Source organism: Clostridium sp. MCC353 (assembly GCF_018785315.1).
GTDB lineage: Bacteria > Bacillota > Clostridia > Lachnospirales > Lachnospiraceae > CHH4-2.
The window spans coordinates 55,341-82,152 of sequence record NZ_WQPN01000127.1; the positions used below are offsets into that span (position 1 = coordinate 55,341).

Here is a 26,812-nt window from a genome sequence, read left to right on the forward strand (position 1 = left end):
GTTTATGAAAGATCACTACCGCAAAACTGTGGGTATTTTTATAAATTCTGTAAATTCGGCGTTATCTATTATTATTTCAGTGTCCCGACTATTGTATACCAAGAATGAGTTATACCTCCTGTGGTAAGTGAATTACTCATATAAAATTTAAGAACTGTACCATCTGCGAGTACGGACACGTTTTTTTTGTCTGGAATACCAGAAACGAGAGTTGCTGTAACAGAACTTATACCTGAAAATATGGAACTCATATCTAATTCTTTAGCCGCTACACCATTGGGAACTTGTTCTATTGGGATTGCCCCATAATAGATGCCCATTTTTCCAAATTTAATGAGATGATCAGTTTTGTCAATATCAGTAAAATCCACATTTGTCATATAGCTGTACCAATTAGACCATACATGGCTGCTGTTATAATAATTTCTTACTTGAGTATTAAAATTATTTACATTATAAGTGCCATGCCGTAAGGCGATTTGTTTGCTTGACTTATTGCTGCCAATTGAATTGGGAAGGCATAACAGCCAGCCATTACTCCATGGAAAGTTTATACAAGCCTCGCAAAAATAAAGTTTGGGCATTAAATCATCAAAAGATATAAAAGTGTTAATATCAATACCAGAAATTACTTTGACACTTATATTATTGCTTATATCACTGATTTTTGTATCCATTTCAGTTTCCGTATAATATCTATTGTCGTGATCCGATGAGCGTTGATGAGTCTCCATTTTGTTTAATAATGATGTGTTAAGATACAGAAGACTAGTTTTTATTAATTCCATCAATGATGATACTAATGTACCGGTGGCTATTTGACTTGAAATAGTATCAAATGATTCTACCCCTTCAATAACTGTGTGGTCATTAAATGTTACTGTATAATTACCTAAATCATTTCTGAGATTCTCGTTTGCTACATTACCTGCAAGCTTTTTTTTACCTTTGTATAAAGAAATAAATATCGCCTCACTTTCTCAAAAATAAATTGTTTTGGTATTAAGATGTTGATGCAATGATAATGGGGGATAGGGGGCTTATCAGGCGCATATTCACCGTGCTGATGCTTGGTTTATGTATAATTTGGGATACCTACTATTTTAATAGAATAGGGGCAGATTGGGATATGAAGCCCCAATTTTATCTGCCTCAGAAGTATATATATTCAAATCATAAGAGGCCAGTAAAATATTCTGTATAACATTCAAAATATAGTCTTAACTTTTGAGTTTAAAACTATTTATTTACGAATTTAAATTTGATTCTTCAGCTCTCTCTTTACTGTAAAACATTGTTTTAATTACCATTATTTATTAGAATGTTTTTCATTTTAAACTGTACTTTTTGGGGATTTGATGGAAATGTGGTGATTTTATGCGTGTTTTTATTTTGTAATTAGTAATGACTAAATATTATAGTGATTTGGATAAAAAAGTATCAGTCTCATATTATGCAAATAATTCTGATTATCCAGAACAATATTTCGTTAACATAGCCGGATATATCTCGGATTATGTGGCACTGGAGATAGGTAGCCGATCTGATAAAGGCCTTCCTTATGTGCGGTCAAAAAGCAGTGGCGGTTATACTGAATGGAAAAGAATTCTAACTAATGATGATTTAAACGGGCATCTTTATATTACACCTGGCGGTAATGTTGCCATAGAAGCCGCCGCAAATGGTAGTAATACTCGATATAGGCTACAACTTGGTACTGCTGGAGATGTGGCAATATTTCGGTCTACCGATGGTGGTAAAACTTGGCCGGATTCGAAAAAAATCGCATCCTATATATAATAATTTTTTACTTGAATACTAAGTGATTTAACATTACCGTGAGTGTTACTGTTGTTGCAAATTCGATGTATGATGTTATTGAAATAAATGGATACCTATTAGCGAAGCGATGCTATGTATTTTGTTATACCAAAGTAAAATCAACAGAATCTGCGGATTTAATAACAATTACAATTGGGCTACCAGTAATAGTACCAAAACAGATTGTGAGGGAATGGTTTTCACCGTTAAACAATGTTCAAAGGCATTCCATGGGAATAATTATGACACACTTATCACCTTGGTTTTAATCCAACTTTCTCCGTTATCTTCTGTTTTATATATAGCGATTTTACCTAAAACATTAATCCGTAATTGATAAAATATATTACTAAAAATGGTAATTGTGTTACTAGAGTAGTATCATCAAAAACAAGCCCCCACTCATAGCTACGCTAATATGATAACTGTACCGATTAGACCATACTCGGTTACCTTTATAATAATTTGTTATTTGGGTATTTAGTTATTTGCTATACAACTACTCTGATTGAGAAATTAAAGTGAACACAGTTTATAAGCTCTAAATTAGGTGTTCCTTGTGGTAAATAAAAAAATAATCGGCCATCAGTCTCCATTTTTCCGACACCAAATGCTGCCGCTACCCCCGGTAAATTTCCTTCGATTGTGTCAGGCTGAACCGTATAAGTAGTTGGAAAATAGGTTCTTCCGGCATATGAATATCCTGTTACTTGGGCAAGAGCTAACCACATTCCTGTTTGCCGTACATCAATACCATATAATGCATAATTTAAATACATTCTACCATTTTCAATATAGCATTGATTAAGAGCTGCATTTAGTGGTTCACAAGAACTACGATTAATTGTTACCTGTTCCCACGACACCTTATTATTATCTGCTTTATCACTATAATACTAAGTACTCATTCTGCAATTAAAATCGCATCATACAGCCATTTAATAGAAATAAGGGTAAACTTAATAAAGCACCTCAATTCAGCCGCTTAAAATCGCCATATTTTTCTATAATCTATGCATATTTCCGGAAAGATTCCCTGACATTCTGCTCTTTGACAGTACAATAAATCATTGTAGTGTCCAGTTTCTCATGCCCCAGGTATTCTTTCACTTGTTCTACCGGCATTCCACGGCTTAAAAGATCCGTTGCAATCGTTCTTCTGAATCGGTGAGGATGTACGTGGGCTACACAGGCTCGGTTTCCCAGTTGTCGGAGCATATACTGCACCCCAGCAACGGTAAGACGGTTAAAAGGACGATCTAATGTCACAAATAGCGGCTGCTTTTCAAGTCCTTCCATGGATATACCAGCCTGGCTACTGCGCTCACGCAAATATCTTTTCAAATAAAACTTTGCATTATCTGTTAAATACACCCTTCTTTCTTTACTCCCTTTGCCATAAACAATTAATTCCTGTTTTCCCATCTCAATATCCTGAACATTCAGCGCTACCAATTCGGATACACGGACGCCAGTGCTGTACAAAAATTCCATCAGGGCACGATCCCGTAGTACCCCGCAATTAATCCGTAAGGCTTCTAATTCCTCTTGGTTGAATGGCTTTTTAATAGTACGTTCCAGCATTAAACTGCCGATCCTTCTCACTGGATTGTCTGTAACCATCCCTTCCACATTTAAAAAGTCCCAAAATGATGACAGATAATGAAGCCGTGTCTGCATTGTAGACATTGCGATCCCATTTTGCCTTGAAATGCTGTAATAATACCGGAGATCCATGGTTGTCACATCCTCAATTTTCTTTCCAAGGAACTGTAGCATCTTATGAATCTCCGTACTATACTGTTTTAATGTGTTCATTTTCCGGCCAGTTGTGTGTTTGGAGCCAATAAAAGCGTTTATTTTAGCTTCATTTCCGTTGATGGATTCTACTAGTTCATACTTTTCTTCGGTTACTTGGATTCCATGGAACTGGATATACAGTACATTTTCCAATTCATCCAGTTGATCTGGCTGTAGACTTGGCGTCATAGCCTGAATAACTGCCTGTAGTATCTTTTCAAGCATAAAAATAACCCTCCTTTCACAGACAATTGTAAAGGATGGAATCCAAAAGCTCCACTACGTACTAAATATTATAGTGATTTAAATACGATCAGTATTAATCAAATTATTGTAACAGTTAAAGATTATGAGATGGCAACAAAAGCGGATAGTAATGTCTTAGGAGGTTATTCCTATTCTTGTTCACTGGTGTCAATGGGAGAAGTTCCTACTGGAACGATACTTGTTGTGCCAATAGCATGTGGCCAAAAGGATAACTGGAATAATAATGGCCTGATATCTGTTCATCAAAATGATTTTGTTCGTATAAGTGCAAATAAAGCAACTACATATTCTGTCCGCATTGCTTTTATCAGACGTGGTAAAGTTTAAGCAAAATAATAATTATTATGATGAACCAAAAATTATAGCCTCAACCCATATTTTCCCATTAAAATTAGTGCCATCATTTAACCATTTGGCTGTAAAGGTTATAACTGAACCTGATATAGAATAGTCCATCATTAATACCTCAATTCTAGCTATATTATCTTTGTATGCCTTTGTCTGTCCGAATAAAAGCGCCTTATATGAACAGTCACCTATTCCATAAGCAACAGCATCATATACTCCTTGTCCATCTATAAAAGTCACTTCATCTACAAAGTACTTAATAATGCTGCTTCTGATCCCTAAACCTAAATAGTAAGATTTTATGTTACTATCAGATAGATACTGTTCCCATCCACACCATATACCTTCGCACTTTTTAGCTTTATAAAAATAGTGTATGGCAGGCGAGGCTGGAATTGCTTCAATAATTTTGTTATTATCGTTAACCAAGTTAACATACAGCCAAAATGCCTCTCCAGATTCACGTGGCGGCATATTGGTACACTCCGGATAAGCATAATACAGCCCTTGTCCGAGAGTGAGAATATCGCCACTCTTTAACACTTTGTAATTCAAATCACTATTTAATTTAGCCACAGAACTATTCAACCCCGTCAACGCCGCCACAATATTCCCAAGTATAGTTTTAAACTTCCCCCCTTTGGTAATATTTGCAATATTAGCAGATGTATTAACATCCACGTTATCATAAGCTGTATCCAGTTGTAATTCGCCATTATCGAGTATGTTTATGTCATTGCCGCCCTTAACTAAGCCTAATGCGGAGTTTGTAGCTTTTGAGCCGAGATCGGCTATTAATTGTTTCATAAAATTCCATCTCCTTACTCTTATTCTGGGAAGTTATAGTGTAATTTTTTAGTTACATCGTCAAAATAGAAAGGGTTCACTTCATCATCGGGATAATATGCATACAGTTTTCCATTCTCAAAGGACAATGTATAAATTCCTGCCAAATTTACAAAGGTATTTTTAACTTCATCATCTGTTACCATGTAGAGCTGATTTTCATCGATGGCGTCGTTTGTAATGAGAGCATCATATTCATCCTGGGTCAGATAGATAATATTGTCGGCAACTTCGATGTCGCTTGTACCGTCAAAGGGAACACCATTTATATTTCTTGGCGTCGATAATTTTGTGGCGCTCAATACATTTTTTTCAGAATCGGAAGTATTATCTGCATTTCCAAGGCCCACGTCATTTTTGGTAACTCCATGAGGGTTGTTTTTATCTGAAATGTGGGTGAAGGCGAAATTCCATTTGTCAATGAAGGCAGAAGTAATGGTATTCAAAATACTTTGATTTTCATGTTTATGACGGTTATTTAAAATATCTATGTAATTTGAATCAGATTCATTAAGCGGTGTATATCCAAGTGCGGAAGAAATATTTTGTGATGTTAATTCGCTGAGGATGGTGGAAGAGGACTTGTTTTCTACATTGCCAAGCCCCAGATTGGCGGGAGTGATGTTAACATTTCCTGTTCGGTAGCTTGTTTCGCCGGAACCTTTTACGCCGGATACGCCGGCAACGCCGCCGCTGCTGGAGGTATTGTTAACGGTTTGTATAAATAGTTCGCTCCAGTTATTTTGTGGAGCGCATACGATGACAATCTGGTTGGTGGATAATTGGGCATCGCATGAGGCGGCAAATGTTTTGCCTCTGTATGAGATTTCATATCTGCCGTCGGATATTTTTCCAATTATTTTGGCTTTAAATGTCCTGTCAAACTTTGCATTTTTATTTAAATAATTATCCAGGTAATCTCCGATAGAGGAAGATACTTCGTCTATTATTTGTCTATAATTTATCTTTTCTATTTGAATCCCTCCAAATAAAAGAGACGGCAAAAGTGACTGCCGCCTCTTTTTAAATTTTAAAATTACTAAAACTGTGCTATCTGCGTCCCAAGTCTATTCTCAGAGAAGATCTGAGTTCAGATCCCAGAGCTTTGGCAAAGCCATCAGGATTATCACATTTTTGAATTTGAATGTCGCCAAAATTAAACTGCTGCATAGGCTGATCCTTTTTGATGGTGGTTAAACTGCTGTAGTCAAGGGACGGAATATCCAAATCTGGTATGCAATTATATGCAAATGCAAAATTGTCTAATAGCATTTTCTGCTGAAGTGGATTATAGACGGCTTCTCCTTTATGAAGTATAGCCTTCACTTCATCATTATTGAGTTTTTTCAGGCCGAGAAGTTTTAAGACAGCTTCACGGCTGGTGGCACTGTTGCTGCCAACAAGACCATGTTTAATACCTTCAGCTAGAGATACGCCGGGACCGACTTCTGAGGATTTGTCATCTCCTTTGTAACTGTGACCTCTCTTTTTGCTACGGTTTTCATCATCATCGTCGTCGTCATCCCGTCCTTCTAACGCATCCGCCAGATTCTCCCGCACATCTTCCAAGATGTCCTTCATATTGGCAACATTATCCGTGAGCTGCTGCCAACTGGATGTATATTCTGAGATCATACCGCTGTTTTCATTGTACTGCGCCATGGATTTGAGCAGTTCATCGGCAGTCTGTGAGAGAGACTGCTGTACTGCGGCTAAAATGCTTTCGGCATCAGCAGATGTGCCTCCCACCGCGCCCAGATAGTCATAGATATTCTGCAGATTGTCTTCTGCGGACATTTTTTCATTTATCTGTGACAGCAGATCATTGATTCCGGTCATGGCCTGATCGTAGGAGAGCGTTCCTTCTTTGTATGATGTAATATAATTTTCCAGCAGGGAAGAAATGTTTTCGGTGGTGTTGATCTGTTCCTCATAATTTGTCATCTGCTGGGATAAGGATTCATTCAGACCTTTGAACAGGTTATAGAGCTCCGTATCATCGCCGTTTAAAATGGTATTTTTCCATCCGGCGCCGAGGTAATCTGCGGCCAGGGCTTCATTTTTGGCTGTTTCAATATTGTCTTTGATTTCGGACCATTTTTGGGAGATCTTTTCCAGCTTTTCTACCTGGCTGTCATAGGCTTCATTGATTCCGTCCAGTTCTTCCTGGAGGCCGTCCATTTTAGTCTGGAGATTGTATTTTTCCAACTCGTATTGGGCGTCTGCCAGGCTGTTTTCTGCATTTCTGACTGCTTCGGAATCGGATTCGTATGTGGTCTGGCCGCCACGGATGACCCGGGTTGTCTTCTGGTTTCTGGCCTTTTCCAGTTCGTACAGGGCCTGCTCTACGGAGAGCTGGTACTGGCGGGCTTCATTTGCTTTATCCAGGAGATCCAATTGTTCCTGTAAGGCGTCAATCTGGTTTTGGTAGGTATCGTTGGTCAGCTCATTTTCCTCTTGGAGAGCGTCGATTTGTTCCTGGATCGCGCCGGTGACAGCGGAGAGGACTGCATCGTAGTCACTTTGCAGATCGGTCATTCCGTCCAGGGCCTGCTGAAGGGTGGAAGAGTACTCCTTTATTGAATCCAGGGGCATTTGGAGAAGGGCTTCGTTCCACTGGTGGAGATTTTGGACCATGGAGGACATTTCGCTGTTGATGGACTGTAATTTGCTGTATAACTCGTTCCAGGTTTCACTGCCTTCTTTGTATCTGCCCATGAGGTTTTGGACGGCGTCGGCCTGCTTTTTGTGGTGGTCGATGATGGTGGCGCCGTTGGTGATTAGGGTTTGGTAGTAGGATGTGTCCAGCTTTTTGCCGGAGGCTTCGTAGACGGAGCCCCAGTTTTCGATGGCTGAGGTGATGTCGTTATACATGTTGATGATGGTGTCGAGGTTGTCGATGGGCATACGAAGAAGTTCATTATTCAGTTTCTTTTGTTCTTCTTTCGTTCCAATCAGCTCTTCATGTAATGATGATATCTCATTTTCAATATTATAATATTCCTCTGTACCTTCTTTGATCTCGCCAGAGCTTAACAGTGCATTTAATTCAGCTTCTTTATCTTTGATTTTACGGTTAATGAGGTTTTCCTGCCTGCGTAAATTCGAAATAAGGATTTCATACGAGGCGGCATCAACAAGACTGCCAGATTCTTTAAGATAGCTGATTTGTGCTTCGATGAGTGAGTTGTTGTTTTTTAGCTTTTCAGTTTCAGCATTTGCATATGCGATGTCATTTTCATAATAGGATTTAGTGGTTCCGATATGCTTTTTCTGTAAATCTTCCTGGTCTTTTAATTTACTCTGCCATTTATCATAATAATCAATGACTTTCAGGATCTCTTCGCCTTGATCTCCTGGAAAGAGTTCAATATCATCGCCGCCATTCTCGATTTTATTTTTGATATCATCAGGAAGCTTAGCAACTGCATCTTCATATTTCTTTTGATAATCCGGGAGAAGTTTATCATATTCAGATAAAAGCGTTTTTTCCAGTTCGAGCTGGGAGAGGAGAGAACTGCGGCGGGATTCCGTGCCGCCGTCTTCAATTGCCTTATAAAATTGGGACATTGACATACCGGCATTTGCGGCAATTTCAGATAATTCTTGTAAATCACTGCCTGCTGGTGAGACGGTTTGCGATAAAATCTCTTTTGCACGGTTTAGTTCGCTTTCAGTCAGACCGAGATAGGAGAGGAAAGACGAGGAAGATTTCTTTTCAAGATTTGAATCTTTATCGGAGAGCAGCTTTAGTTTTCGGTCGCTCCAGTTGATTTCCTGTTCGGATTGAACTTTGCCAGATCCCGTTGCGCCAGAATTAACGAAATTATTTATACCATTATAATCGGTATTTCCTAAATTAGAAAGAACGTCGTTAATTTCTTTCTGGGCTGCAGAAAGAGTTTCTTTTCTTTTCTGTTCCTTTTCTTTTGCAGATTTATAAACTGAAGGGTCTGCCATTAAAGGCATGGAAAGTGCCTGCATTTCCTCAAAAGTTAGGAAATCAGAGGTATTGCCCGATTCAAATCCTTCTTTAGCCGTAGCCAATGCATTTAGAGCAGTTACTCCACCACCACATGTTGCAACTAAGCCGGCAATATTTTGGATATCGGCACTTGTTTTTAGCGCAATATTACTTGTATTTAGTTTAGCAAGACCAAGTAGTGCGATATTCTTTTTTGCCTCATTGGAAATGGAGGCCATTTGGGAAAGCCTTATTATTTCTTCAGTTGTAGCATCAGAAAGGTCGTAACCATAATACGCAGCCTCCTCAAATGCTCGAGCCATATTAATGGTTATAAGATTTCCGGCATTTGATAAACCGTTGAGTTCTAATTGGGCAATGATTTGATCGCGAGTTTGGGTGTTTAATCCTGTTAAAGCTTTTGTAGCGAATAACCATTCTGTTACTAATGAATTGAATGCTTTTTGCAATGTTTCCTCGGTACCGGTACCATTTGTAAATAGTTTATTAAATTCTTCAAAGGAAGGAAGATCTTTAAAACTACTGTCAAGCCCTTGGAGATCCACTGCATCAAAAATCAGAGGTTTGTTATTGTCTAGTTTATTATGAAAGTTACTGTATAGTTCGTCTATAGTGTGTAACTGTTCAATAACATTAGCAAAAGTACTTGAGGTAAATACATTTTTATCTCTTCTGTCATCATTAAGCTGATTTTTGTAATCTTGAATTTTTGTAAGTAAATCATCCCAGGATAACTTTGTACCTTTTGCAACTGAGATTTTATTAAAGGCAATTTCCAAGTCTCCGAGCGATAATTCACCTACTTTATAATCAAATTCATTTTTTAATTTCTTTTGGACATTGTTAACCATTGTTTTAATGTCAGAGCCGTCCGAGGAAGTAACATTAAAAATTAAGTCTATAGTCTTTTTTGTTTGATCGTCAAGATTACTTAGATGGATTTTGAGATTAGAAATAGCTTCCAGATATTCATCGATGTTAATCAAGCCGTTATCCAGTTGGACTTTGAAATCTAGTGCGTTTGAAATTCTTTCACCATTTTTTCCTTGGAATAATGTAAAAATATTTTCCCGTATATATTTTTGAGCATCATCCCAAGTGGAAAAATCCAATGAGCTCCAATCAATATTATAAATTACCTGTTGAAGAGATGCCTGCATAGATTCAGACAGGGAGGAATATAGAGTGTCTGTTTTAAGCCATGATGCAATGATACTTGATAAAGATGACCAATTACTTTGGATTTTTTTATTTTCTGCTTCAATTTCGCTAGTTAATTCATCGATTTTACCAGAATATTTTTTTTTCAGTGCGTCAATCCCTTTTTGAAGTGAAGCTTCCGCTTCTTTAATTTCTTCATCGGATGATAGAATTGAAATTGTGTAACCAATAGGTATTTCGATGCCATATTCATTTATAGAGGTATCTGCTTTTAATTCTATGGATTCAAGATTATTATCTTTTAATAGGTTTAGTAAATCATTATTTAATTCTGAAAGATATTCATAGTTATCATTTTCAATATGAATCCATTTTTCAGATAATCCATTGGATAAATTTGCTGTGATGTCATCATCAGATATATAACTAAGACTTTTATTGATCGCGTCTACATCATTTTCTAAATTGTTGATATTTTCTACATATTTCTTTGAGTCTTCGGCTGTATTTTTAAATAAATCGCTTAATGCTTCTGCATTTTGCCTATTAACGATATCTGCTTGAGCTTCAACTAGATTATTTAAAGAACCTACAATTGTATCAATATCTCCGCTTAATTGTACAATGGCATCTCCATTTTCAGTATAGTTTCTGCTTAAAGTGGGGAAAACTTCTGCTAATTCATTACTGAGATTAAGAAATTCTCTGTATTCATCATCATTTAAGGAAATATTTTTACCTGTTAACTGATCGACACCTTGTGCAAGTTCGGCATATCGTTGTCCGCTGTCGGATACAAGCTTTCGATTATCTTTTAATTCATTGTTTAGAGCTGTAATTTCCTGTTTTGTTTTTTCAGCAGCGGCTTTCATAGTTTCTGATTTGTTAATCCAGGAAGATATTGCAGTGACAACGCCGGAAACAATCAATGAAGCACCCATTGTTAAAGCTGTATTAAGAGCGATTGTTGCTACTCTTAGGGCAACTGTTTTTAATGTTACGCCAATAAGTGACATTATATATCCGCCCAGACTGGCTTTAGCTCCATTTAATCCTAATAAATAGGCGCCAAGCGCTCCGTTTGTGATACCAATGGCAGATGCAAATGAGGACTGTTCTTTTATGCCTGATGATGACATTGTATTAAACTGCTGAATAGCCGTAGAAACCTTTCTGAATCCGGTCACATTTCCCTGCAGTGACATTGTATAAGCCGCCATAGAAGCATTAGTGCCTTTTATATTTGCCAAATATGTCCTTAGTCCACTGTCAGATTGGGCTAATATTCTTTCCCAGCCCTGCTGTGATAATGAATTGTGTTCGATCGCCTGATTATATTTCCAGATTATTTGTTCGGCATTTGCAAATGGCCTTATAACTCTATCATTTATAGAAGAATTAATTCCATTAAACCACGAATTTACTGTTTCTTGTTTAAAGATCATACTATATAAATAATCATAATGTTATGACACAAAATCATAACGATATGATACAATTTTAATGCTTGTTTGGAAAGCAATTGTTTTTTGTGGTTTATTTTGTTATTATACCTATAATAATAGAGGGGGGATCAATGCATGTTAAAGTGTAAAAAACTAATAGTTTGTGGTGTGTTCAGTGTGATTTTAATTAGCCTGGCCGTTTCAATATTTTTATTTTACCAAAGGGATACCCGAGACTGCCCTTTAATAGATATAAATCTTGGAACACCTTATGAAGAGGCAATTCGCATATTGGATAGGAAAAAGCTTGAATATGAAATATTTGATCATGATAGGAAGCATATTCTAATTGACGATATAATGCTCAAGGATATTTCTGGAAAGATTGAACTACGCACTGAGGAAGATAAAAAGTACATCAGTTCAATTGGGTTTCTTGTTGAGGCTATATCGGATCAGGAACTTTCAGATTATACAACTGAAATGATCAAATATCTTACTGATTTATACGGATCAGATAGAGAGTATTTAGCTTTGGGGATGGAGGAGTTATATACGTATAAATCGGATGATTTAAGTATTTATATTATGTATCCAAAAGAACATAAATATAAAACTAGTTCTATTCAAATTGGTTGGCAAAAAATTGTACGATAGCAAAACATAGTTATATAGATTTATTTTTGTATACTGCTCGCCGAATATTAAGAATAACCTGTCAAAGGAGTTCTTAACTTGTTTCAGTGTATGAATCGTCTTTATTGCAGTTAAGTTGTGTACATATAATAAATGGAGGCATAATGCATGTTAAAGCGTAAAAAACTAATAATCTGTGGTGTGTTCAGTGTGATTTTAATTAGCCTGGCCGTTTCAATATTTTTATTTTACCCAAGGAATACCCGAGACTGCCCTTTAATAGATATAAACCTTGGTACACCTTACGAAGAGGCAATTCGTGTATTGGATAAGAAAAAGATTGTATATGAAGCAATGGAACATGATTATAAGCATATTTTCATTAAGAATATAATGCTCAAGGATATATCTGGAATGATTGAACTTCGCACTGATAAAGAGAAAAAAAACATCAGTCTAATGGGGTTTATTGTTGAGGCTACATCGGAACAGGAATTTTCAGATTACACAACTGAAATGGTCAAATATCTTACTGATTTATACGGGGCCCCTAAACAATATTTAGATTTGGGGACAAAGGATTTTTATACGTATATAACAGATGATTTAAGCGTTAGTATTATGTATCCAAAAGAACATGATTATGATTATAAATCTTTTATTCAAATTTCATGGAATAAAGTTGTGCGATAGCAAAGTACGGTTTTTATAAATTCTTGTTCCGTATACAACTCGCAGAATATGAGGAATAAGCGGTTCATCTAAGAATCATGTTTTTAATGTTTATCTAGGCTTGCCGAAATAGCAGGCCTTTTTATAGTTCGAAGCACCATTCTCCGTTTCTTCCAAACTTACGGCTAGGAGAAATCCTGAGTGCTTTTGCGGTGCACAAAACCGAGTACCGAGCGCATATTACCATAGTATCATTTCATATAGCTATGGCCGCCTGTTGTCGCTGCAGTGAGGGCTTTTCTCATAGAGAACTGTCCCTGCTGACCCAAAGAGCGTAATCTCTGTTCCAAATCTAATATGTTGCCATAATAGAAGAGGGTATTACGTTGTACAATGTTCCCAGCATATTGAGGCTTCGTTTACCTTAGTGTATTTCACTAAGTATGTTATGAAAACTGCTGTATCCAACAGAACACATAACATTGTCGGTAATTTAGATCAAAAAACAGTAATTGAGGGAAAACATTCTATCCCTGCCGACGTTTTTAAGTGATGCAAATATTCCAATTCCGGCTGCTAAAGTGGGGATAGCGCCAAATGCATTTGATAATTCTTTTATAGCAATTGCAATTCCATTAATAGTTTTAAGAATTCCGGTGACAGAATCATCAGTTACGAAAGTTTGAACGAATCCCGTCCAGTTGAATGCAATTTGCTGCAGCAGTCCTCCCCAGGAGTTTGCAGTTGTCATTGCATCTTCTAAAGCAGATCCTTCTGAATTATTATAATCAGAAAACATTTTGCTATAGCTGTCCCAGTTTTCTAAAATTGAACTTAATACATCGCTTCCATATTCTCCGCCAATATCTGAAACGATACTGGCTCTGTCTTTACTTCCTTTTGGTAGTGAATTATAGATATCTGCCAGTTCATTGAGCAATACAATAGGATCACGAAGTTCAATGATGCCATTTTTCATATTTTTAAGCTCTATACCAAGGCTGCGGCATCTTGTTTCTGCTTTTTTTAATGAGGTTTCATCAATAATTTGGCCAACCGCGGTTTTACCTGTTATTTGTTGGAGGTTCATTACAATACCATTTATGGCATTGCCCACAGCTTCGCCAGACTTGTTTGATGTAGATATCCCTACACTGAGCAATGCTGTTAATTCTTTTTCGTCAATACCCATTTGAACGAGTTGGCTGGCGGCGGCTTTTGTGCCGGCTGCCAGTTCTGAAAAACTTACAGCATTCCTGTTGGCCACTTGATTTTGGGAGTCTAAAAGAGCATTTAACTTTTGAAGATTGCCATGATACCCATAGGCTGCGTCAGAAGCAATTAAATAGCTGTCTGCTAATTCAGCGGTCATAGCTCCGGCTGATTGGGCGATGGCGGACAGTTCAGCAAGCTTTTCGGATCGGGTGTCATGAAAACCCGCTTGGGACATTTCCTGTACACTATTCAAATAAGTACTGGGAGATGTTCCATATTTACTTGCATTGTTTACTGCGGATATTCCTAAGCTTTCAAGGGAATCTTTTGTTTTTGGGGTTGAAACTGAAATATCAGTTAAAATGTCATCGATTTTCTTTAATTCACCAATGGAATTCTCCGTAAGCTGAAAGACAAATTTTTCGAATATGTTTAGTTTCAAAAAATCTGCTATTTCAGAAAAAGTGCCTTTTAAGGTATCGCTCCATGATTCTGTTGCACGATCTGCAGCATGAACTTCAGTCTGGAAGTTTCCTAGCTGTTTGTTTAATTGATTCAACTTAGTTTCAGTGGAGAGTGCATTTAATGCTGTTACGATTTGATCCAATTCCGCCATCAACTCAGGATTCTTTTTTAAGGATTTCCATTGTTTATTAAATTTTTCCGTTTGGGACTGGATCAATTTAATTGCCTCATTCAATCTATTTAGTTGTAAGTTAGAATTAGAAACACCCAATTTAATTTGTGAGGTGTTTGAGTAGCGTTTACTGTCTATTTTGCGGTCTTGGGGAGAAGTTTTTATAGAATTTAAAACATTTTTTGCAGCAAGATTCAACTCTCTCTTTTTAAAGATTTTATCCATATCTTTAGATATTTTAACAAGATCTTTTTGAAACATTTTTCTGTCTATAATGGGTTTTATCATTACGTTTTGAGAATTAAAAAATTTCTGTATATCCTTAAATTCCTTCCCCAATTTCGCCTTATCCAGCACCGCCTCTATTAATACTTTAAAATCATCCACGATATTTAATCACGTTCCTTTCTTATTCATAGCAGCAAAAAAGAGACGCCGTTGAAACGTCCCTTAATTTAGCTCCGATAAAGAGAAGGGTTTATCAAATGGTGATAAACCGGAATCTCTTCATATCCGTATAGTTCTGTATGTAATCAGCGGCCTCCTCAACAGGTATGATCACTTCATCATAAACCTCGGCTCCTAATACTTTTGTTATATCGATTACCACAATCCTTATCAATCCCATAATCGCCTCCGTTAAAGAATTATTGCTGTTTTGAGATAGGTATCTGTGTGCATACAGGTGCTTCCTGTACTGTATTCGGGTTTCATATCCTGGAACACCTCTATCACATTTGTTAAATTATTAGATAAGGGTGAAACATTATGATCGGTCAAATATTTTCTTAAAATGCGGTATATCGCCTTTGAATCCGTATAGGGATAACAGGTCCAGTCCTGCATTTCCACTTGGTCTGCACGGGAAGCAACCTTTAAAAATGCATTGGTAAAATCCCGGTTGGGTTCACTTTTTTCTAAAATCCTGATGATACAATTGGAATATCCCATGCTGAATGTTTCAATATATAAGGCCTTGGCAGTGGGAAAGTTATAGGAAAATAAGTTTTCCAAAACCAGCCTATAAGGGACATGCTCCAAATCCGGCATGAGGGAAACAGCAACAGCAGCTTTTTCCTTCGGGAATAAAGGTAAAACACTGATTTCATAAAGGATTTGGGAGACAAAGTTTTTAGTGTGCCAAGCAGTAGGATAAAGGTATTTACATCTCAGATACTCTGCGGCAAAGTTCACCAGATCCCCGGCTTTGTAATAGCTTATCATAGCGTTTTTCATCATTTCAGCTTGGGCTGGCAGACCGATTAATTTGAATGTAGATTCTACTAAGGCCACTGCTTTTAGAATCCTATTCTCAGGACTGTCAATTTTAAGGCTAAGTTCCGTTTTCATTTTTACCTCCTAATTGATGATGGTATGAATATGTGGTATAATATGTAATATATAAATAATGCCAAACCATATATGGCGATTTATAAATAAGTAATACCAAATATGGGCTGATATGAATTTAATATACCATAAATTATATTGTTCGTCAATGGGAGAGGAGCCATAAATTGAAAGAAAAGGAATCAATACCATTTTTGCTTGATAATATTCGGTATTTATGCAGAATGCGGAAAATAACAATACACAAATTAGCGTATGACTTAGAAATACCGGTTTCAACAATTTCAAAATGGAATTTTACAACACCGTCGGTATTATATGCATTGAAGGTCGCTAAATACCTTGATGTGCAGTTGGAAACGCTCTGCGATACTTCATTGGAGATGAAAGAATATGATCTGTTTATTGAGAGTTTGATTACAAAAACACAGAGCAACGAGGTATGTTGGAACTTGAACACGGATGATGCTATTACTAATAGTATTAAATGGCATGAAAAAGTGACTGCAAATGTAGAGAATTTTTATAGCCGGCCATGGGATGAATTCAAGGATGAGGCATATGGAAGTTTCGGCGGCATCTATATTTTGAAAAAAAATGATGACAGCGCTGTTGTTTTTGCCCATCAGCAGGAACCTTATACTCCAGAGGATGAGGAACGGTTCCACGATTTTTATCACCTGTTTTTATATTATGATAAAAGGCTGCACTATATAGACTGCAGTAAAAAAGAAACCCTGCTGAAAGCGATTCAAAAGCAGGTGCATACGGATGTTGAAGAGAAAAAAAATAAGGAGTTTATCGAGAGCTTTTTTGATTGATGAAGATGGGGGATACGCCGGATTTTCTGCCGTATACCCTGTTTTTCTGCCGTTTATTTTATAATGATTCCTGCCTTTGCCAGGTTTTCTTTTAAAAGTGCGGCAATTCCGGCTTCACCGCCTAAATCCCGGATTGCGAGATCCGCCAGATCCTGGCTGCCGCCGTCATTTATATGGATATTTTGGCCGTCATTGAGTAATCCATACTCTCTGCCGGCCTGCGAAGCTGTGCTGCGTCCGGCAGGAGAGGAAGCAGGTTTTAACAAATCAGGATCGGAAAAGAGATCGTTTGGAGATGAGCTGTCGATTATTCTCTGCGTGTGTTCTAAGGCAGTTCGAATTTTAACGTCCAGCATTTTATCCAACTGGGATCTGTTTTTTACTGTTATGGCAGCCATAATCAGCCGGCATTTTGGGAAGTTTCGTTATGTATGATTTCGCTCAGGGTCTTAACGAATTCTTCCTGATCCACGCCTTTCATTTTTTCAGCCATTTCGAGGAGGGCAGAAGTGTCCACGGATCCATCTAAAAACTCGATTGCTCCGTAAATTTTGCTGAGGATTATTACCTCATATCTCAATTTTGCCGCCTTTAATTCTTTCAGTTCTTTTCTGGTTTTCAGCCATTCAGTCATAATTGATCTCTCCTTCATAAATTGTATTATTATTTATAGAAGCCCAGCTTCATTTTTTCTTTGTAACATTGATTTATAATATCCATGGAATTGGTGACCTGTCCATTTAATAATTTATTTTCTTTGATATACGCTTCGTATTTATTGTGGGTGCCGATTACGTGGTCAAACTGCTCTTTGCTGTAGTTTCTTCCGGCAGATAGTGCTGAGGCGAAATCTAAAATTTCCCAACGCATATCTTCCACATTTTTATCAATTACCATTTCTGTCAGTTTTTCTAATCCGTCCTTCAACTCTTTGTCGTGCCGTATGGACTGCTGTACATCTTTTTCCCGTTGGTTTTCCAGAGTTTCCAACCGTTTTGCAACGCTGATGATCAGTTCGTGTTCTTCCCGTTTTTTCCTTGTGGATTTAAATTCCAGACCAATTTTTGTGGTAAACCATTCTAAGACCGCCCAGGCGTATTTTAATCCGATTAACACGATGAAGATGTCCATAATGAAGGAAGAAAAATCGACCTGGGTCAGCATGTTAATTTCATTCACTCATATGCACCCGCCCTTTCTGTAATCCGGTATGTAATGAAATCCGGTGTGAGAGGAGGCTATCTGCCGGATTCTGTGTTGGGTCTACGTTTCAGCCACTCCGAATAAAGTTTTTTTGTTTCACCTTTGTGGAAATAGCAGCAGATATGGCCTTCATTATTGGCGCTTTCACAGATCCATTTTGGCTGTATTTTGTGGCTGGTGTAGAAAATAATCTGTTTTAGAGCGGTGACGGGGATAATATTATGTTCGCCATAACATTCATATACTTCTTCTAAATTTTTAAATATGTTCAAACGAAAGTCTCCTTCAGGTGTAAAAAATGAGGTAAGCGCTGTTTACAATTGTATTGTAGAAGCGCTTACCTCAGGCTTGTGAAAATACAATTATTATTATTTTTTTACATAGAGGGCGAAGGCATTTTCGAAAATGGCTTCACCCTTTACATTAAATGGCTAAGTCATTTTCAGAAATGGCTTCACCCTTTACATCACCCTTTACATAAAAAAACACATTATTCAGCCTCATCCGCCAGTTCAACCATATCAATCACATTCCCGTCTTTGTCTTCCATCACCGAGAACGTAATCGTAACAGATGCCGGATCTCCCTCGGAAGAGAAGGATAAATCTAAAGATTTCTGTGGTTTTGCTTTATAAGCTGTAATGATATAAGGAGTTAAAACGCCGGATTCATCTTTCTCAACGGTATTCATTGTGATATAGTAATCCAACGGATTCCGGTTGTTGTTGAAGGAAATTCTCTGTACGCCGTCTGATTTAGAAACCAGGTAACCCACTTCATAGCTGGAGCCCACAGCGATTTCATCTGCTGTTGTGGCAGTAAATGTATTGTTGGCACAAGTGCCTTTGATCTCTTTTCCAGCGAAATCGTCGGCCGGATAAACGAAAATGGTTCCGGCTTTGGCGCCTGCGGGAAGAGTGAGAGTTCCGGCTGTTTCGCATTTGAGAGTCTCTCTCCTGGCGACAACTGCGGTTGTTTCGATGACGCCGTCTGATAAAAGCGCATAGAGTTTGAACGGAGCTACCTGGGCCTCGATGGTCATGGTTCCTTCCATAGGATTTGTAAATGCGATCTTATTGGCGCCCTTTGCCTTTGCGTATGTATCTTCAGATGAAAAACCTGCAGTAGTCGTATTGGCTGTATCAAAGAATAAAAACGGTTCCATGGTCTTTAAAACTCTGATATCCACATCACATACCTGTCTGTTTGCTTTATTAATGTTTGCCATAAAAAAATCCTCCTTGATATAAAATGTTTTTTAGTTTTAGTCGTCAATTGGCTCAAACCATAGTGTTTCTTTAAAATTACCGTCAGAATCGCCCCATGCTGCCACGTTCATGGACTGGATTTCATAGGAATCCAGATAGCGCTGTCTTTTAAACTGGTCGTATAGCTGATATACGGTGAGATCCCAAATGTTGGTCATGTTGATACTGGAATGACGGGAAGCGAGAGCGGATATCAGATTTGGAAGTTCCATTTTCCCTTTGTCCCTGGAATCTTTGGTTTTTTTGGCTTGTTCCATTCTGGATAATAATTTCTCAGCCGTTTTATTTTTGATTTTGACCGGCTGGGATGCCGGATCATTTTTAGAAATTCCATTGAGCTGCAGAATAATATGAATGACTTCATTATAATTTTCCCTGTTAATCCAGCCGGTAACGAGTTTTTCCTTCTCGTCATTTTCGGTGCCGTTATATAAGAGAAAAGCGCTTTGGCGTGGGTCATATTTTATTTCATCAACAAAAAAGAATTGTAAAGCGGCCATAATTGTGCCCAGTGTCATTTGGTCAAGCTGTGCTAAATCCCAAAAGGATAAGGTTTTTCGTTCCTCCGGTGATAAGTTCCAGTATTCTTCTTTGACCTTTTTTAGCAGAGATAATTCGTCTGTAGCATACAGTTTATAATATTCTTCATTTATTCCGTCAATGGACCGGAAGTAGGAATCGATGTCCATTGACAGAAAATTCAGAAAGAGAGAGTACGCCGAAAACGTTATTTTTGCAATCTCTTTTAGTAAAGGTGATTTAACGCTTCCAACTTTGGGAATGTTAACCGGTTCATAGCTGAGCAGTGTGAAATAGTCTAATTTCGTAGTGATCACCTGCTTTTTACTTTGAAATCCGAGATTGTGTAGATCAGCTGACGGCCGTAATGATTGTCATTTGGGAAAAAATGAGTGTCGGATTCCAGTGCGGGGCGTCCGATTCCAAAGTCATCAGAGCCTGTAATGCACCGGTCCGCCATGTCCGCCAGAATGTCGGCGCGGGTTCCCCGAAAATCATCTCTGGAATACTTCATAATGCTTTTGTGGCAGTATGCCCATACAATGATCTTCATGTCTTTAATCATTTTAGTAGGGATTCGTGGCACCTCTACTTCAATGCAAAGATAAGACTGTTCTTCGGTTTGAGTGTTATTGACATATAGATAGGGGAAAATCCGGCTGTAGACCAGATTTTCCACGTTATCATCGGTGATCGTATCATTGAGCAGTAAGGAAACGATATCCTGAGAACCGGTCAGAAGTGAGATGATCCGGTCTTTATATGCTCCTATATCTCGTAAAACTGAATCCATGTTGTCCTCCTTAATAGAGACTTTCTATATTAATTTCAAATTCGCAGCAATAATTGGAAAGCTGCAGGATAAGTACGGAACCGGCGGCATTTTCATCGTTTATTTCGAGCAAAATGCAGTTCTCATCAATATGATGAAATACCTTATAATCGCAGATAATGTTCCATTTTGCAGTAATGCCGGTCAAAGGCCTGTTGTCCTGGCCGGTGAAATGAGCGCTATAGGCTGCGGGGCATCCTATTTTCAACGTGGGGCTGCCATGGATAGAAGGAATCACCTGCCTGTCCGATAATGCGGATTCGAAATGATCAATAACTTCAGCAGCCTGGGTATGATTGTTTTTCACACGATCACCTCTTTACAGTTTTTCATTTTCACCAATTAAGTTTCGAAACGCTTCATATAATCCTGTGCTCGCCAGTCCGGTAACGGCGCCGGCCACAATGGAGTTTAAGGTGACGCCCCCTGAATCGATGCAGGTTAAAACAGCTCCCGCTATCGCTAAGATAGAAGGAATGTACTGGTTGCTGATCCTGTCTAAGCAGGTGATGTGTTTGACACAATACCCGATCACTAAACAGGCAGCCATGACGATTGGAACATACATTTGCGTGATATAATTCAAATCCATAACCGTTACCTCCTGATGTTGATTTCTTGTATTTCCATACTTGATATATACACACATAAAAATGGAGGAAAGGGCCGGAAATTCAAGGCTTGGCGGCAGCTTTCAGCTTTTCCACACGGTAGGTTTTCTGCTTAATAGTCTTGTTTTTCCTGGTAAATCTGCTCTGGCAGTTCCCGCACCTTTTCTGGTTTCCGGTTTTTTTGATATAAAGGCCGCCGCAGTCTGCGCATCTGCCGTATTGCTTTCTGGTATTCTGGGGCAGGCCGTAATATTTCTTCTGCCATTTCCGTATTTCGCCGTCCAGACACCGGTTGATGTATTTTACGTAAAAATGGTCTTCCGTCAGGAAGTCCAATCTGGTGGGAACGGAGGCTTCCCCTTCATAATCCCCGATTAACATACAGTGATCCAATATTTTTTGCAGAAATGATTCCATGAGCGTTTTATATTCACTCCAGGATAAAGACATCTTTTGTTTCCCCAGTTTTTCCCTGGTCTCTTGGGAAATCTGCATCGCTTCCTTAATTAAGGAAACAGCCTCATCTTTGTTTATCTCGGTTCCGGATATCCAGTCAAAATACAGTTTTTTCGGCGTCTTTATGGAATCCATATATTCTTTTCCCAGAATGACCTGGCTGTCAAAATACCTTGTATAAAGATTGTTTATCTTTTGGCGTATGAGATCATACCATTTATCCGATGAGGTTACGGATTTATAATAATTGTATTCCACAGAAGACCAGGCGGCAAAAACCTGTCCCAGTTCCGTTTCCAACAGATCTTTGCGGACGTTAAAATGAATTGTTTTGCTGTAGATGCGTCTTTTATTATCGCAGCACCAGATCAGAGAGCAGAATGACCTGAATAGTTCCTCTTTTTCCGCATCTGATCCGGCGTATTTATAATCCTCAATGATTTCATATAGATAGTTTTCCGTATTATATATGGCTGTCACCTTCCTCAAATTCGTAATATTTACCTAAATACTCATAGGCGCCCTCTGTTTTATGGGAGACTTCTTTTATGCGCACATGTTTCTGCGGGTCCGTATTGGCTTTCAGATTTTTAATGATATATTGGCCAAATGCGGACCAGGCCAGGGATTTGCTGATCGACATGCTGGAATAGGATATGTCGATCACGTAATTGGCGGCGGCTTCTTCTGAAAGCGGCAGTTCGCAGAGCAGTCTGCTTTTAAAATCATCGGCAACGGTTTCCAAACTGAATTTATAATCGTCCTCGTCGGAATTTTCATTTTTTAAATCCATATGCCTTTTAATCTCCCGGGCGAAATCGTTGATGTAACGCCGGCATATGCGGATGATTTTTCTGTCGGTCAGATGAAAATGGGGATTCACGATCAGGTTACGGGAATTGACCAGCCCATCAATGCACCCAGACCATAAAATATGCTTTTTTTCCCATGAACAGATGTAATCGCAGAGTTCATTCAGGGGGGATGGGGAACGGTAAGCGTTTAATTTGAGCTTTTTGTCCTTTTCCGCTATGGATTTATTTTTTTCACGGACATTTTGGTAAGTCTTCATTTTATCAGGATAATTGTAGAGGAGAAAATAGGGCAGTTGTTTGGACTGCCTTTTGATTTTCTGGGGAATATTCCACCTGAGCCCTGTTTTCAGATAATCGATTTCCTTGCCCTGAAGGATGCGCAGCAAACTGGAATAGTCGGAAAAAAGCTGTTTTACCGGTTCTTCGGTTATATAACGGTTTTCTATGCTGGTTGCCGCATTGGTGATTTCTCCAATACGGCTGTCCCGGGTCATCAGTTCGTATTCAATGATCGTTTCTTTTGTATATTTTTGCGGAACAGCCATGGCCTTGTCATTGATGTCGATGATAATCGGCTTGTCGATCCTGGATGTTACGATAACCGGTTCATTGCATAGGAAAACAATATCCCCGTCACAGTCTGCGCCTCCCTGCTGGGGCAGGGACAGATCGTACATGTTTAACATCACCACATCCTGATCCTTAAAATGGGAAAACCATTTTTGGATGACTGCGTTGCCGACGATTTTAACCTGATTGACTTCCGATTGGTCGACCAATGGAGAGCGGAAGGACAGGCAGTCGCCTTTTTCCATGGTTTCGCAAAAAAATTCATGGGCTTTTAAACAGCCCACAGGCTGTCTGCCAACCGCGTACTGGAGATATCCGATCATGTCCCCGACAATCGTATGGTAGAAGCCGTCCGCATAGATTTTCCCCACCTTGGCTTCATCGATGGCCTTTTTCAGTTTGCGGTAGATGAACTGTTTGACGGCGGGATCTTTCAGCATCCCATCATTGATGAGGGCGGCCTGAAGATAGGCGCTTTCCGGTTCGTAATTTTCCGTATCGCTAATTCCCATGAATTTATAGGTGTAAAATTTGTCGCCGGAAATGATTTTTTCAAACAGACTGGTGGTGTACTCCGCAATTTTAATCACCTTTCCTTTATTCTCTTCGGATAAAATATCATAGGAGCCGGGTCTGCCATTTTCAAAATAATCAATGTATTTTGGATTCCACAGATCCAGGCATTGGAGATACTGGAAGTTGGTCCGTATTTTTTTATTCAGATTTTTCATGTGGTGGCTGTATTTGCTGATTCCCAGCTTATACTGATATTTATTTACCGTCTCAATGTATTTTTCCCACGCGTCATTTCCGTATGTTTCTTTGAATATCTTATGGCCTTTGAACATGGACGTGTTCCAGATACAGTCGATATCGTCCACCCGGTGACATTTTCCATAAATGTCCGTTATGGTTTCGCAGCCCCATTCATGCAGGATCTCTTTAAATGGAACATAAACGGAATATCCTTTGATAAACGGCATACGGATTTGTGAACCGATGGGCGGATAGTCTAAATCCAGCGCATTTTGTACCTTTATCATGAATTTCTTTTCGTGACATCCGCATCCGTCAAAGGGGGACAGTTTTACATCCCTGTATCCCTCTTCAATTTCCCGGCTGTTATATACCCCGCTTTCGCCGGTTTCATTATTCTTGAACTGCCGTTCCCTCTCCACGACGTATTTGATAAACTGGCTGCTCAATGTCTTTTCATATTCTCCTATGATCACAATATTGGGAATGTAATCGGGAACAATGGTACAGGAACTGAAGGGCAGGCATCTTTGGGCTTCGTATTTGGATATCACACATTCGTCTATCGAAATGTCCATCTGGGTAATTCTGTACAGTTCGTCGAAAATCTTGTCGCATACAAAAGCAGTAATGCCTTGTTTGCCTTGGGAAGCCGATTTGCCGAACCTGGAATAATGAATGCCGTTGTATGTAAATCCATCCCTTAAAAGCTGTTTTAAAAGGTTTGTTTTCTCTTCTTTTTGTTCTTTTTTTGCCACGACCAGAATGACTTCATTGATATGCGAATCATTTTTGCCCGTTTTGCGCAGCCTGAATATCTGGTCGAACAGGAGGGAAGAGCCTTGGGCGATCAGATATTCATTCTGTATTTCATACTCCCGGGTGAGTGAGACATTAAAATTCTGGCTCACAATTTCCTTTACAGGCAGTTTGATCAGCGTATATTGGGTTTTGTCCATTTTTATTTCCTCCGTTTTTATTACCATTTGGTTTGCCATTGGATCTGTTTATTGGCAAATGTTTCATCAAACCGCATGTTGGAGGCTATACGGTTTGCCATTACAGAGCCGGTTTCTGAAGCATTTCCTTTATACTCCGTATTAAAATCCGATTCATACAGGAAACCGCCAAATGTCCGGTGGCGTTCTTCCCGGGTTAAGGGGCGGGCCGGGCTAGCAATGCTTCGCGCTTTGGCGGTTATTGGCGCTGTTTTTGTATTTGTCTTCATTTCGATTTCCTCCTACTGATTATTAAATTTCTTATAATCCCTGTTCCGATTCAAAAGTAAGGAAACGGGAATGGGATCATATGGGGCATATTGTTTATTTCTCCTTTTTAAAATTTATTTTTGCAAAATGAATATGCCGGGAGGAAAAAGCATTGCTGTCCAATGGATATAGTAGAAGTTTTGATATTAGAAATGCTTTGACGTCAGGAATTTTTTCGATTTTAAATGAAATTGGGAAGTTTATGTTCGAATACAGAAGAAATTTTGTTTCTATATACAGATGCAGTTCAGACAGAATTTGATATCGGAAATAGTTTGATACCGGAAAAATTTACGATTTAAATGAAGTTGAAAATTTTATGCTTAATATAGAAGGTATTGTGATATCCGGATGTGGTTGATAGGGATTTTGAGATTGAAAAACTTAGATATCTGCATAAAATTATTTTTTTAATACAAAACAGAACACACGTTCGAAAATGGGGTTGACAAGAACGGATGTTCGCCGTATAATCTAAGTATTCCATAGAGGAAAATTTCTTTGAAACAAGAAAGAATCCCATGAGCGGATTATCCGCCTGGGGCGGGCCGCGTTGGCGGCAGGATTCCTTACCGCCGCTGTGCGAATCTGCCCTGGAGGGCTTTTTTATTCAGTAAGAGGATTCTCCTGATTGAATAAAAAACGACCCATCCCTCAAACGTGTTCCAGCACATCGGGATGAGTCGCACTCAGCATAGCAGAAACTATACTTCACTTATTATCACACAATCATATGCCGCCAGTCAAGTGAATTCCGGTTTTCTGCCAGCAGTTTCCAATTATTACGTTGTGTTTCAGATCGTTTTTATTAACTGAACATTTTTAGCCCATTGGCCAGGCAGCAGGGCATGAGGTGGTGCCGCGCATGTCACAGGCGGGAACCTGTATGGGCTGTTTATTTTCTGTACGAAAATTTCAGTAAATGATGAAAGGCGGATGTTTGATGCAGGATATATTAGAATATTATTATGTGGACAATGCGAAACGTCTGCATAAAACGGTGGACAGGATTTTATGCAGATACGGAGGGATAACTTCTAAGGATTTAGATGATTTTTACAGTCTGGCCAATGAAGTATTCGCCGATGTATTGGAGAAATACGATAAGAAACAGAGTTTTGATGGATTTCTCTATTCCTGCCTGTCCAATAAGATTAAAACAGAGATTACAAAGCGGAACAGGGAGAAGAGGAGGGCGGATAGAAACTCGGTATCCATGGATGAACCGGTGGGGGAATATGAAGAAACGACGATTGGGGAGCTGATTGCATCTGATTTCGACCTCGAAAAGGAATTGCTGGAAAAAAGTGATATGCAGAAAGATGAAAAGATAGAGAGATACTTTGAAAACCTTTCAAAAAAGCAGCGCCGTATTGTGGAATTGCTGATAGAAGGATTTACTCCTTATGAGATACGGGAAACGTTACATTTGAAAGATAAAGAGTACTCGGATCATTTGGCATGGATCCGGTCTTATGAAAACATATCAATTTTATTTTAGCGGGGGCAT

The 26,812-nt window shown here is 38.6% G+C and carries 27 protein-coding genes; 6 read left to right on the forward strand and 21 right to left on the reverse strand.

Annotation, left to right across the window (positions count from 1 at the left end):
• Positions 1–71: 71 nt before the first annotated feature.
• Entirely contained in the window at positions 72–677 is a 606-nt protein-coding gene (locus GPL15_RS20360; protein WP_215700505.1) for a hypothetical protein, read from the reverse strand.
• 727 nt (positions 678–1,404) lie between these two features.
• Here GPL15_RS20360 and GPL15_RS20365 point away from each other — a divergent pair.
• The gene (locus GPL15_RS20365) at positions 1,405–1,800 is read left to right on the forward strand and encodes a hypothetical protein (RefSeq protein WP_215700506.1); all 396 of its coding nucleotides are present in this window, start codon (positions 1,405–1,407) and stop codon (positions 1,798–1,800) included.
• A gap of 512 nt (positions 1,801–2,312) precedes the next feature.
• Here GPL15_RS20365 and GPL15_RS20370 read toward each other — a convergent pair.
• A complete protein-coding gene (locus GPL15_RS20370) occupies positions 2,313–2,687 on the reverse strand; it encodes a hypothetical protein (protein ID WP_215700507.1) in 375 nt (124 codons plus the stop codon).
• 145 nt (positions 2,688–2,832) lie between these two features.
• The gene (locus tag GPL15_RS20375; protein WP_215700508.1) at positions 2,833–3,846 is read right to left on the reverse strand and encodes a tyrosine-type recombinase/integrase; all 1,014 of its coding nucleotides are present in this window, start codon (positions 3,844–3,846) and stop codon (positions 2,833–2,835) included.
• A gap of 129 nt (positions 3,847–3,975) precedes the next feature.
• On the opposite strand from GPL15_RS20375, the gene GPL15_RS20380 reads away from it, so the two are divergent.
• Positions 3,976–4,215, forward strand: coding sequence for a hypothetical protein (locus GPL15_RS20380; RefSeq protein ID WP_215700509.1), 240 nt, complete (start codon positions 3,976–3,978; stop codon positions 4,213–4,215).
• A gap of 15 nt (positions 4,216–4,230) precedes the next feature.
• Here GPL15_RS20380 and GPL15_RS20385 read toward each other — a convergent pair whose 3' ends face one another.
• From GPL15_RS20385 to GPL15_RS20395, 3 genes are read right to left on the reverse strand one after another with little or no spacing between them, the layout of a single operon-like run.
• Positions 4,231–5,043 (reverse strand): hypothetical protein, encoded by an 813-nt coding sequence (locus tag GPL15_RS20385; protein WP_215700510.1) that lies wholly within the window; start codon positions 5,041–5,043, stop codon positions 4,231–4,233.
• Between the two features lie 20 nt (positions 5,044–5,063).
• Positions 5,064–6,086 carry a hypothetical protein gene (locus GPL15_RS20390; protein ID WP_215700511.1) on the reverse strand — a complete coding sequence of 341 codons (1,023 nt, stop codon included), beginning with the start codon at positions 6,084–6,086 and terminating at the stop codon, positions 5,064–5,066.
• 46 nt (positions 6,087–6,132) lie between these two features.
• Positions 6,133–11,673 carry a hypothetical protein gene (locus tag GPL15_RS20395; RefSeq protein ID WP_215700512.1) on the reverse strand — a complete coding sequence of 1,847 codons (5,541 nt, stop codon included), beginning with the start codon at positions 11,671–11,673 and terminating at the stop codon, positions 6,133–6,135.
• A 135-nt stretch (positions 11,674–11,808) separates the two neighbouring features.
• On the opposite strand from GPL15_RS20395, the gene GPL15_RS20400 reads away from it, so the two are divergent.
• Both GPL15_RS20400 and GPL15_RS20405 read left to right on the forward strand, forming a co-directional pair.
• The gene (locus GPL15_RS20400) at positions 11,809–12,330 is read left to right on the forward strand and encodes a hypothetical protein (RefSeq protein WP_215700513.1); all 522 of its coding nucleotides are present in this window, start codon (positions 11,809–11,811) and stop codon (positions 12,328–12,330) included.
• A 147-nt stretch (positions 12,331–12,477) separates the two neighbouring features.
• Complete coding sequence (locus tag GPL15_RS20405; protein WP_215700514.1) at positions 12,478–13,002, forward strand: hypothetical protein; 525 nt, start codon at positions 12,478–12,480, stop codon at positions 13,000–13,002.
• Positions 13,003–13,474: 472 nt separating this feature from the next.
• Here GPL15_RS20405 and GPL15_RS20410 read toward each other — a convergent pair whose 3' ends face one another.
• The 3 genes from GPL15_RS20410 to GPL15_RS20420 all read right to left on the reverse strand — a co-directional run bounded on the left by GPL15_RS20410 (position 13,475) and on the right by GPL15_RS20420 (position 16,183).
• The gene (locus GPL15_RS20410; RefSeq protein WP_215700515.1) at positions 13,475–15,220 is read right to left on the reverse strand and encodes a phage tail tape measure protein; all 1,746 of its coding nucleotides are present in this window, start codon (positions 15,218–15,220) and stop codon (positions 13,475–13,477) included.
• 94 nt (positions 15,221–15,314) lie between these two features.
• Complete coding sequence (locus GPL15_RS20415; protein WP_215700516.1) at positions 15,315–15,461, reverse strand: hypothetical protein; 147 nt, start codon at positions 15,459–15,461, stop codon at positions 15,315–15,317.
• Positions 15,462–15,472: 11 nt separating this feature from the next.
• Complete coding sequence (locus tag GPL15_RS20420; protein WP_215700517.1) at positions 15,473–16,183, reverse strand: hypothetical protein; 711 nt, start codon at positions 16,181–16,183, stop codon at positions 15,473–15,475.
• 167 nt (positions 16,184–16,350) lie between these two features.
• On the opposite strand from GPL15_RS20420, the gene GPL15_RS20425 reads away from it, so the two are divergent.
• Positions 16,351–17,004 carry a helix-turn-helix transcriptional regulator gene (locus GPL15_RS20425; protein ID WP_215700518.1) on the forward strand — a complete coding sequence of 218 codons (654 nt, stop codon included), beginning with the start codon at positions 16,351–16,353 and terminating at the stop codon, positions 17,002–17,004.
• A 53-nt stretch (positions 17,005–17,057) separates the two neighbouring features.
• On the opposite strand, the gene GPL15_RS20430 is transcribed toward GPL15_RS20425, so the two are convergent.
• The 12 genes from GPL15_RS20430 to GPL15_RS20485 all read right to left on the reverse strand — a co-directional run bounded on the left by GPL15_RS20430 (position 17,058) and on the right by GPL15_RS20485 (position 25,262).
• The gene (locus GPL15_RS20430; RefSeq protein WP_215700519.1) at positions 17,058–17,402 is read right to left on the reverse strand and encodes a hypothetical protein; all 345 of its coding nucleotides are present in this window, start codon (positions 17,400–17,402) and stop codon (positions 17,058–17,060) included.
• A 2-nt stretch (positions 17,403–17,404) separates the two neighbouring features.
• Positions 17,405–17,638, reverse strand: a complete 234-nt coding sequence (locus GPL15_RS20435; RefSeq protein WP_215700520.1) for a hypothetical protein — start codon at positions 17,636–17,638, stop codon at positions 17,405–17,407.
• 29 nt (positions 17,639–17,667) lie between these two features.
• Positions 17,668–18,183: a hypothetical protein gene (locus GPL15_RS20440; RefSeq protein ID WP_215700521.1), complete on the reverse strand. Its 516-nt coding sequence runs from the start codon at positions 18,181–18,183 to the stop codon at positions 17,668–17,670.
• A 59-nt stretch (positions 18,184–18,242) separates the two neighbouring features.
• Positions 18,243–18,479 carry a hypothetical protein gene (locus tag GPL15_RS20445; RefSeq protein ID WP_215700522.1) on the reverse strand — a complete coding sequence of 79 codons (237 nt, stop codon included), beginning with the start codon at positions 18,477–18,479 and terminating at the stop codon, positions 18,243–18,245.
• A gap of 218 nt (positions 18,480–18,697) precedes the next feature.
• Positions 18,698–19,435, reverse strand: a complete 738-nt coding sequence (locus tag GPL15_RS20450; RefSeq protein WP_215700523.1) for a hypothetical protein — start codon at positions 19,433–19,435, stop codon at positions 18,698–18,700.
• A 36-nt stretch (positions 19,436–19,471) separates the two neighbouring features.
• Positions 19,472–20,311 carry a hypothetical protein gene (locus GPL15_RS20455; RefSeq protein ID WP_215700524.1) on the reverse strand — a complete coding sequence of 280 codons (840 nt, stop codon included), beginning with the start codon at positions 20,309–20,311 and terminating at the stop codon, positions 19,472–19,474.
• On the reverse strand, positions 20,308–20,787 hold the full coding sequence (locus GPL15_RS20460) for a hypothetical protein (RefSeq protein WP_215700525.1): 480 nt from the start codon (positions 20,785–20,787) through the stop codon (positions 20,308–20,310). Before GPL15_RS20460 ends, GPL15_RS20455 begins: the two co-directional genes overlap by 4 nt.
• 10 nt (positions 20,788–20,797) lie before the next feature.
• On the reverse strand, positions 20,798–21,133 hold the full coding sequence (locus tag GPL15_RS20465; protein ID WP_215700526.1) for a hypothetical protein: 336 nt from the start codon (positions 21,131–21,133) through the stop codon (positions 20,798–20,800).
• A 12-nt stretch (positions 21,134–21,145) separates the two neighbouring features.
• A complete protein-coding gene (locus GPL15_RS20470; protein WP_215700527.1) occupies positions 21,146–21,418 on the reverse strand; it encodes a phage holin family protein in 273 nt (90 codons plus the stop codon).
• A gap of 82 nt (positions 21,419–21,500) precedes the next feature.
• Positions 21,501–22,373: a hypothetical protein gene (locus GPL15_RS20475; RefSeq protein ID WP_215700528.1), complete on the reverse strand. Its 873-nt coding sequence runs from the start codon at positions 22,371–22,373 to the stop codon at positions 21,501–21,503.
• Positions 22,357–24,993, reverse strand: coding sequence for a hypothetical protein (locus GPL15_RS20480; protein WP_215700529.1), 2,637 nt, complete (start codon positions 24,991–24,993; stop codon positions 22,357–22,359). The genes GPL15_RS20475 and GPL15_RS20480 overlap by 17 nt, the downstream gene beginning before the upstream one ends.
• A gap of 20 nt (positions 24,994–25,013) precedes the next feature.
• A complete protein-coding gene (locus tag GPL15_RS20485) occupies positions 25,014–25,262 on the reverse strand; it encodes a hypothetical protein (RefSeq protein WP_215700530.1) in 249 nt (82 codons plus the stop codon).
• A 983-nt stretch (positions 25,263–26,245) separates the two neighbouring features.
• Here GPL15_RS20485 and GPL15_RS20490 point away from each other — a divergent pair.
• A complete protein-coding gene (locus GPL15_RS20490) occupies positions 26,246–26,803 on the forward strand; it encodes a sigma-70 family RNA polymerase sigma factor (RefSeq protein WP_215700531.1) in 558 nt (185 codons plus the stop codon).
• The last annotated feature ends 9 nt before the right edge of the window (positions 26,804–26,812 follow it).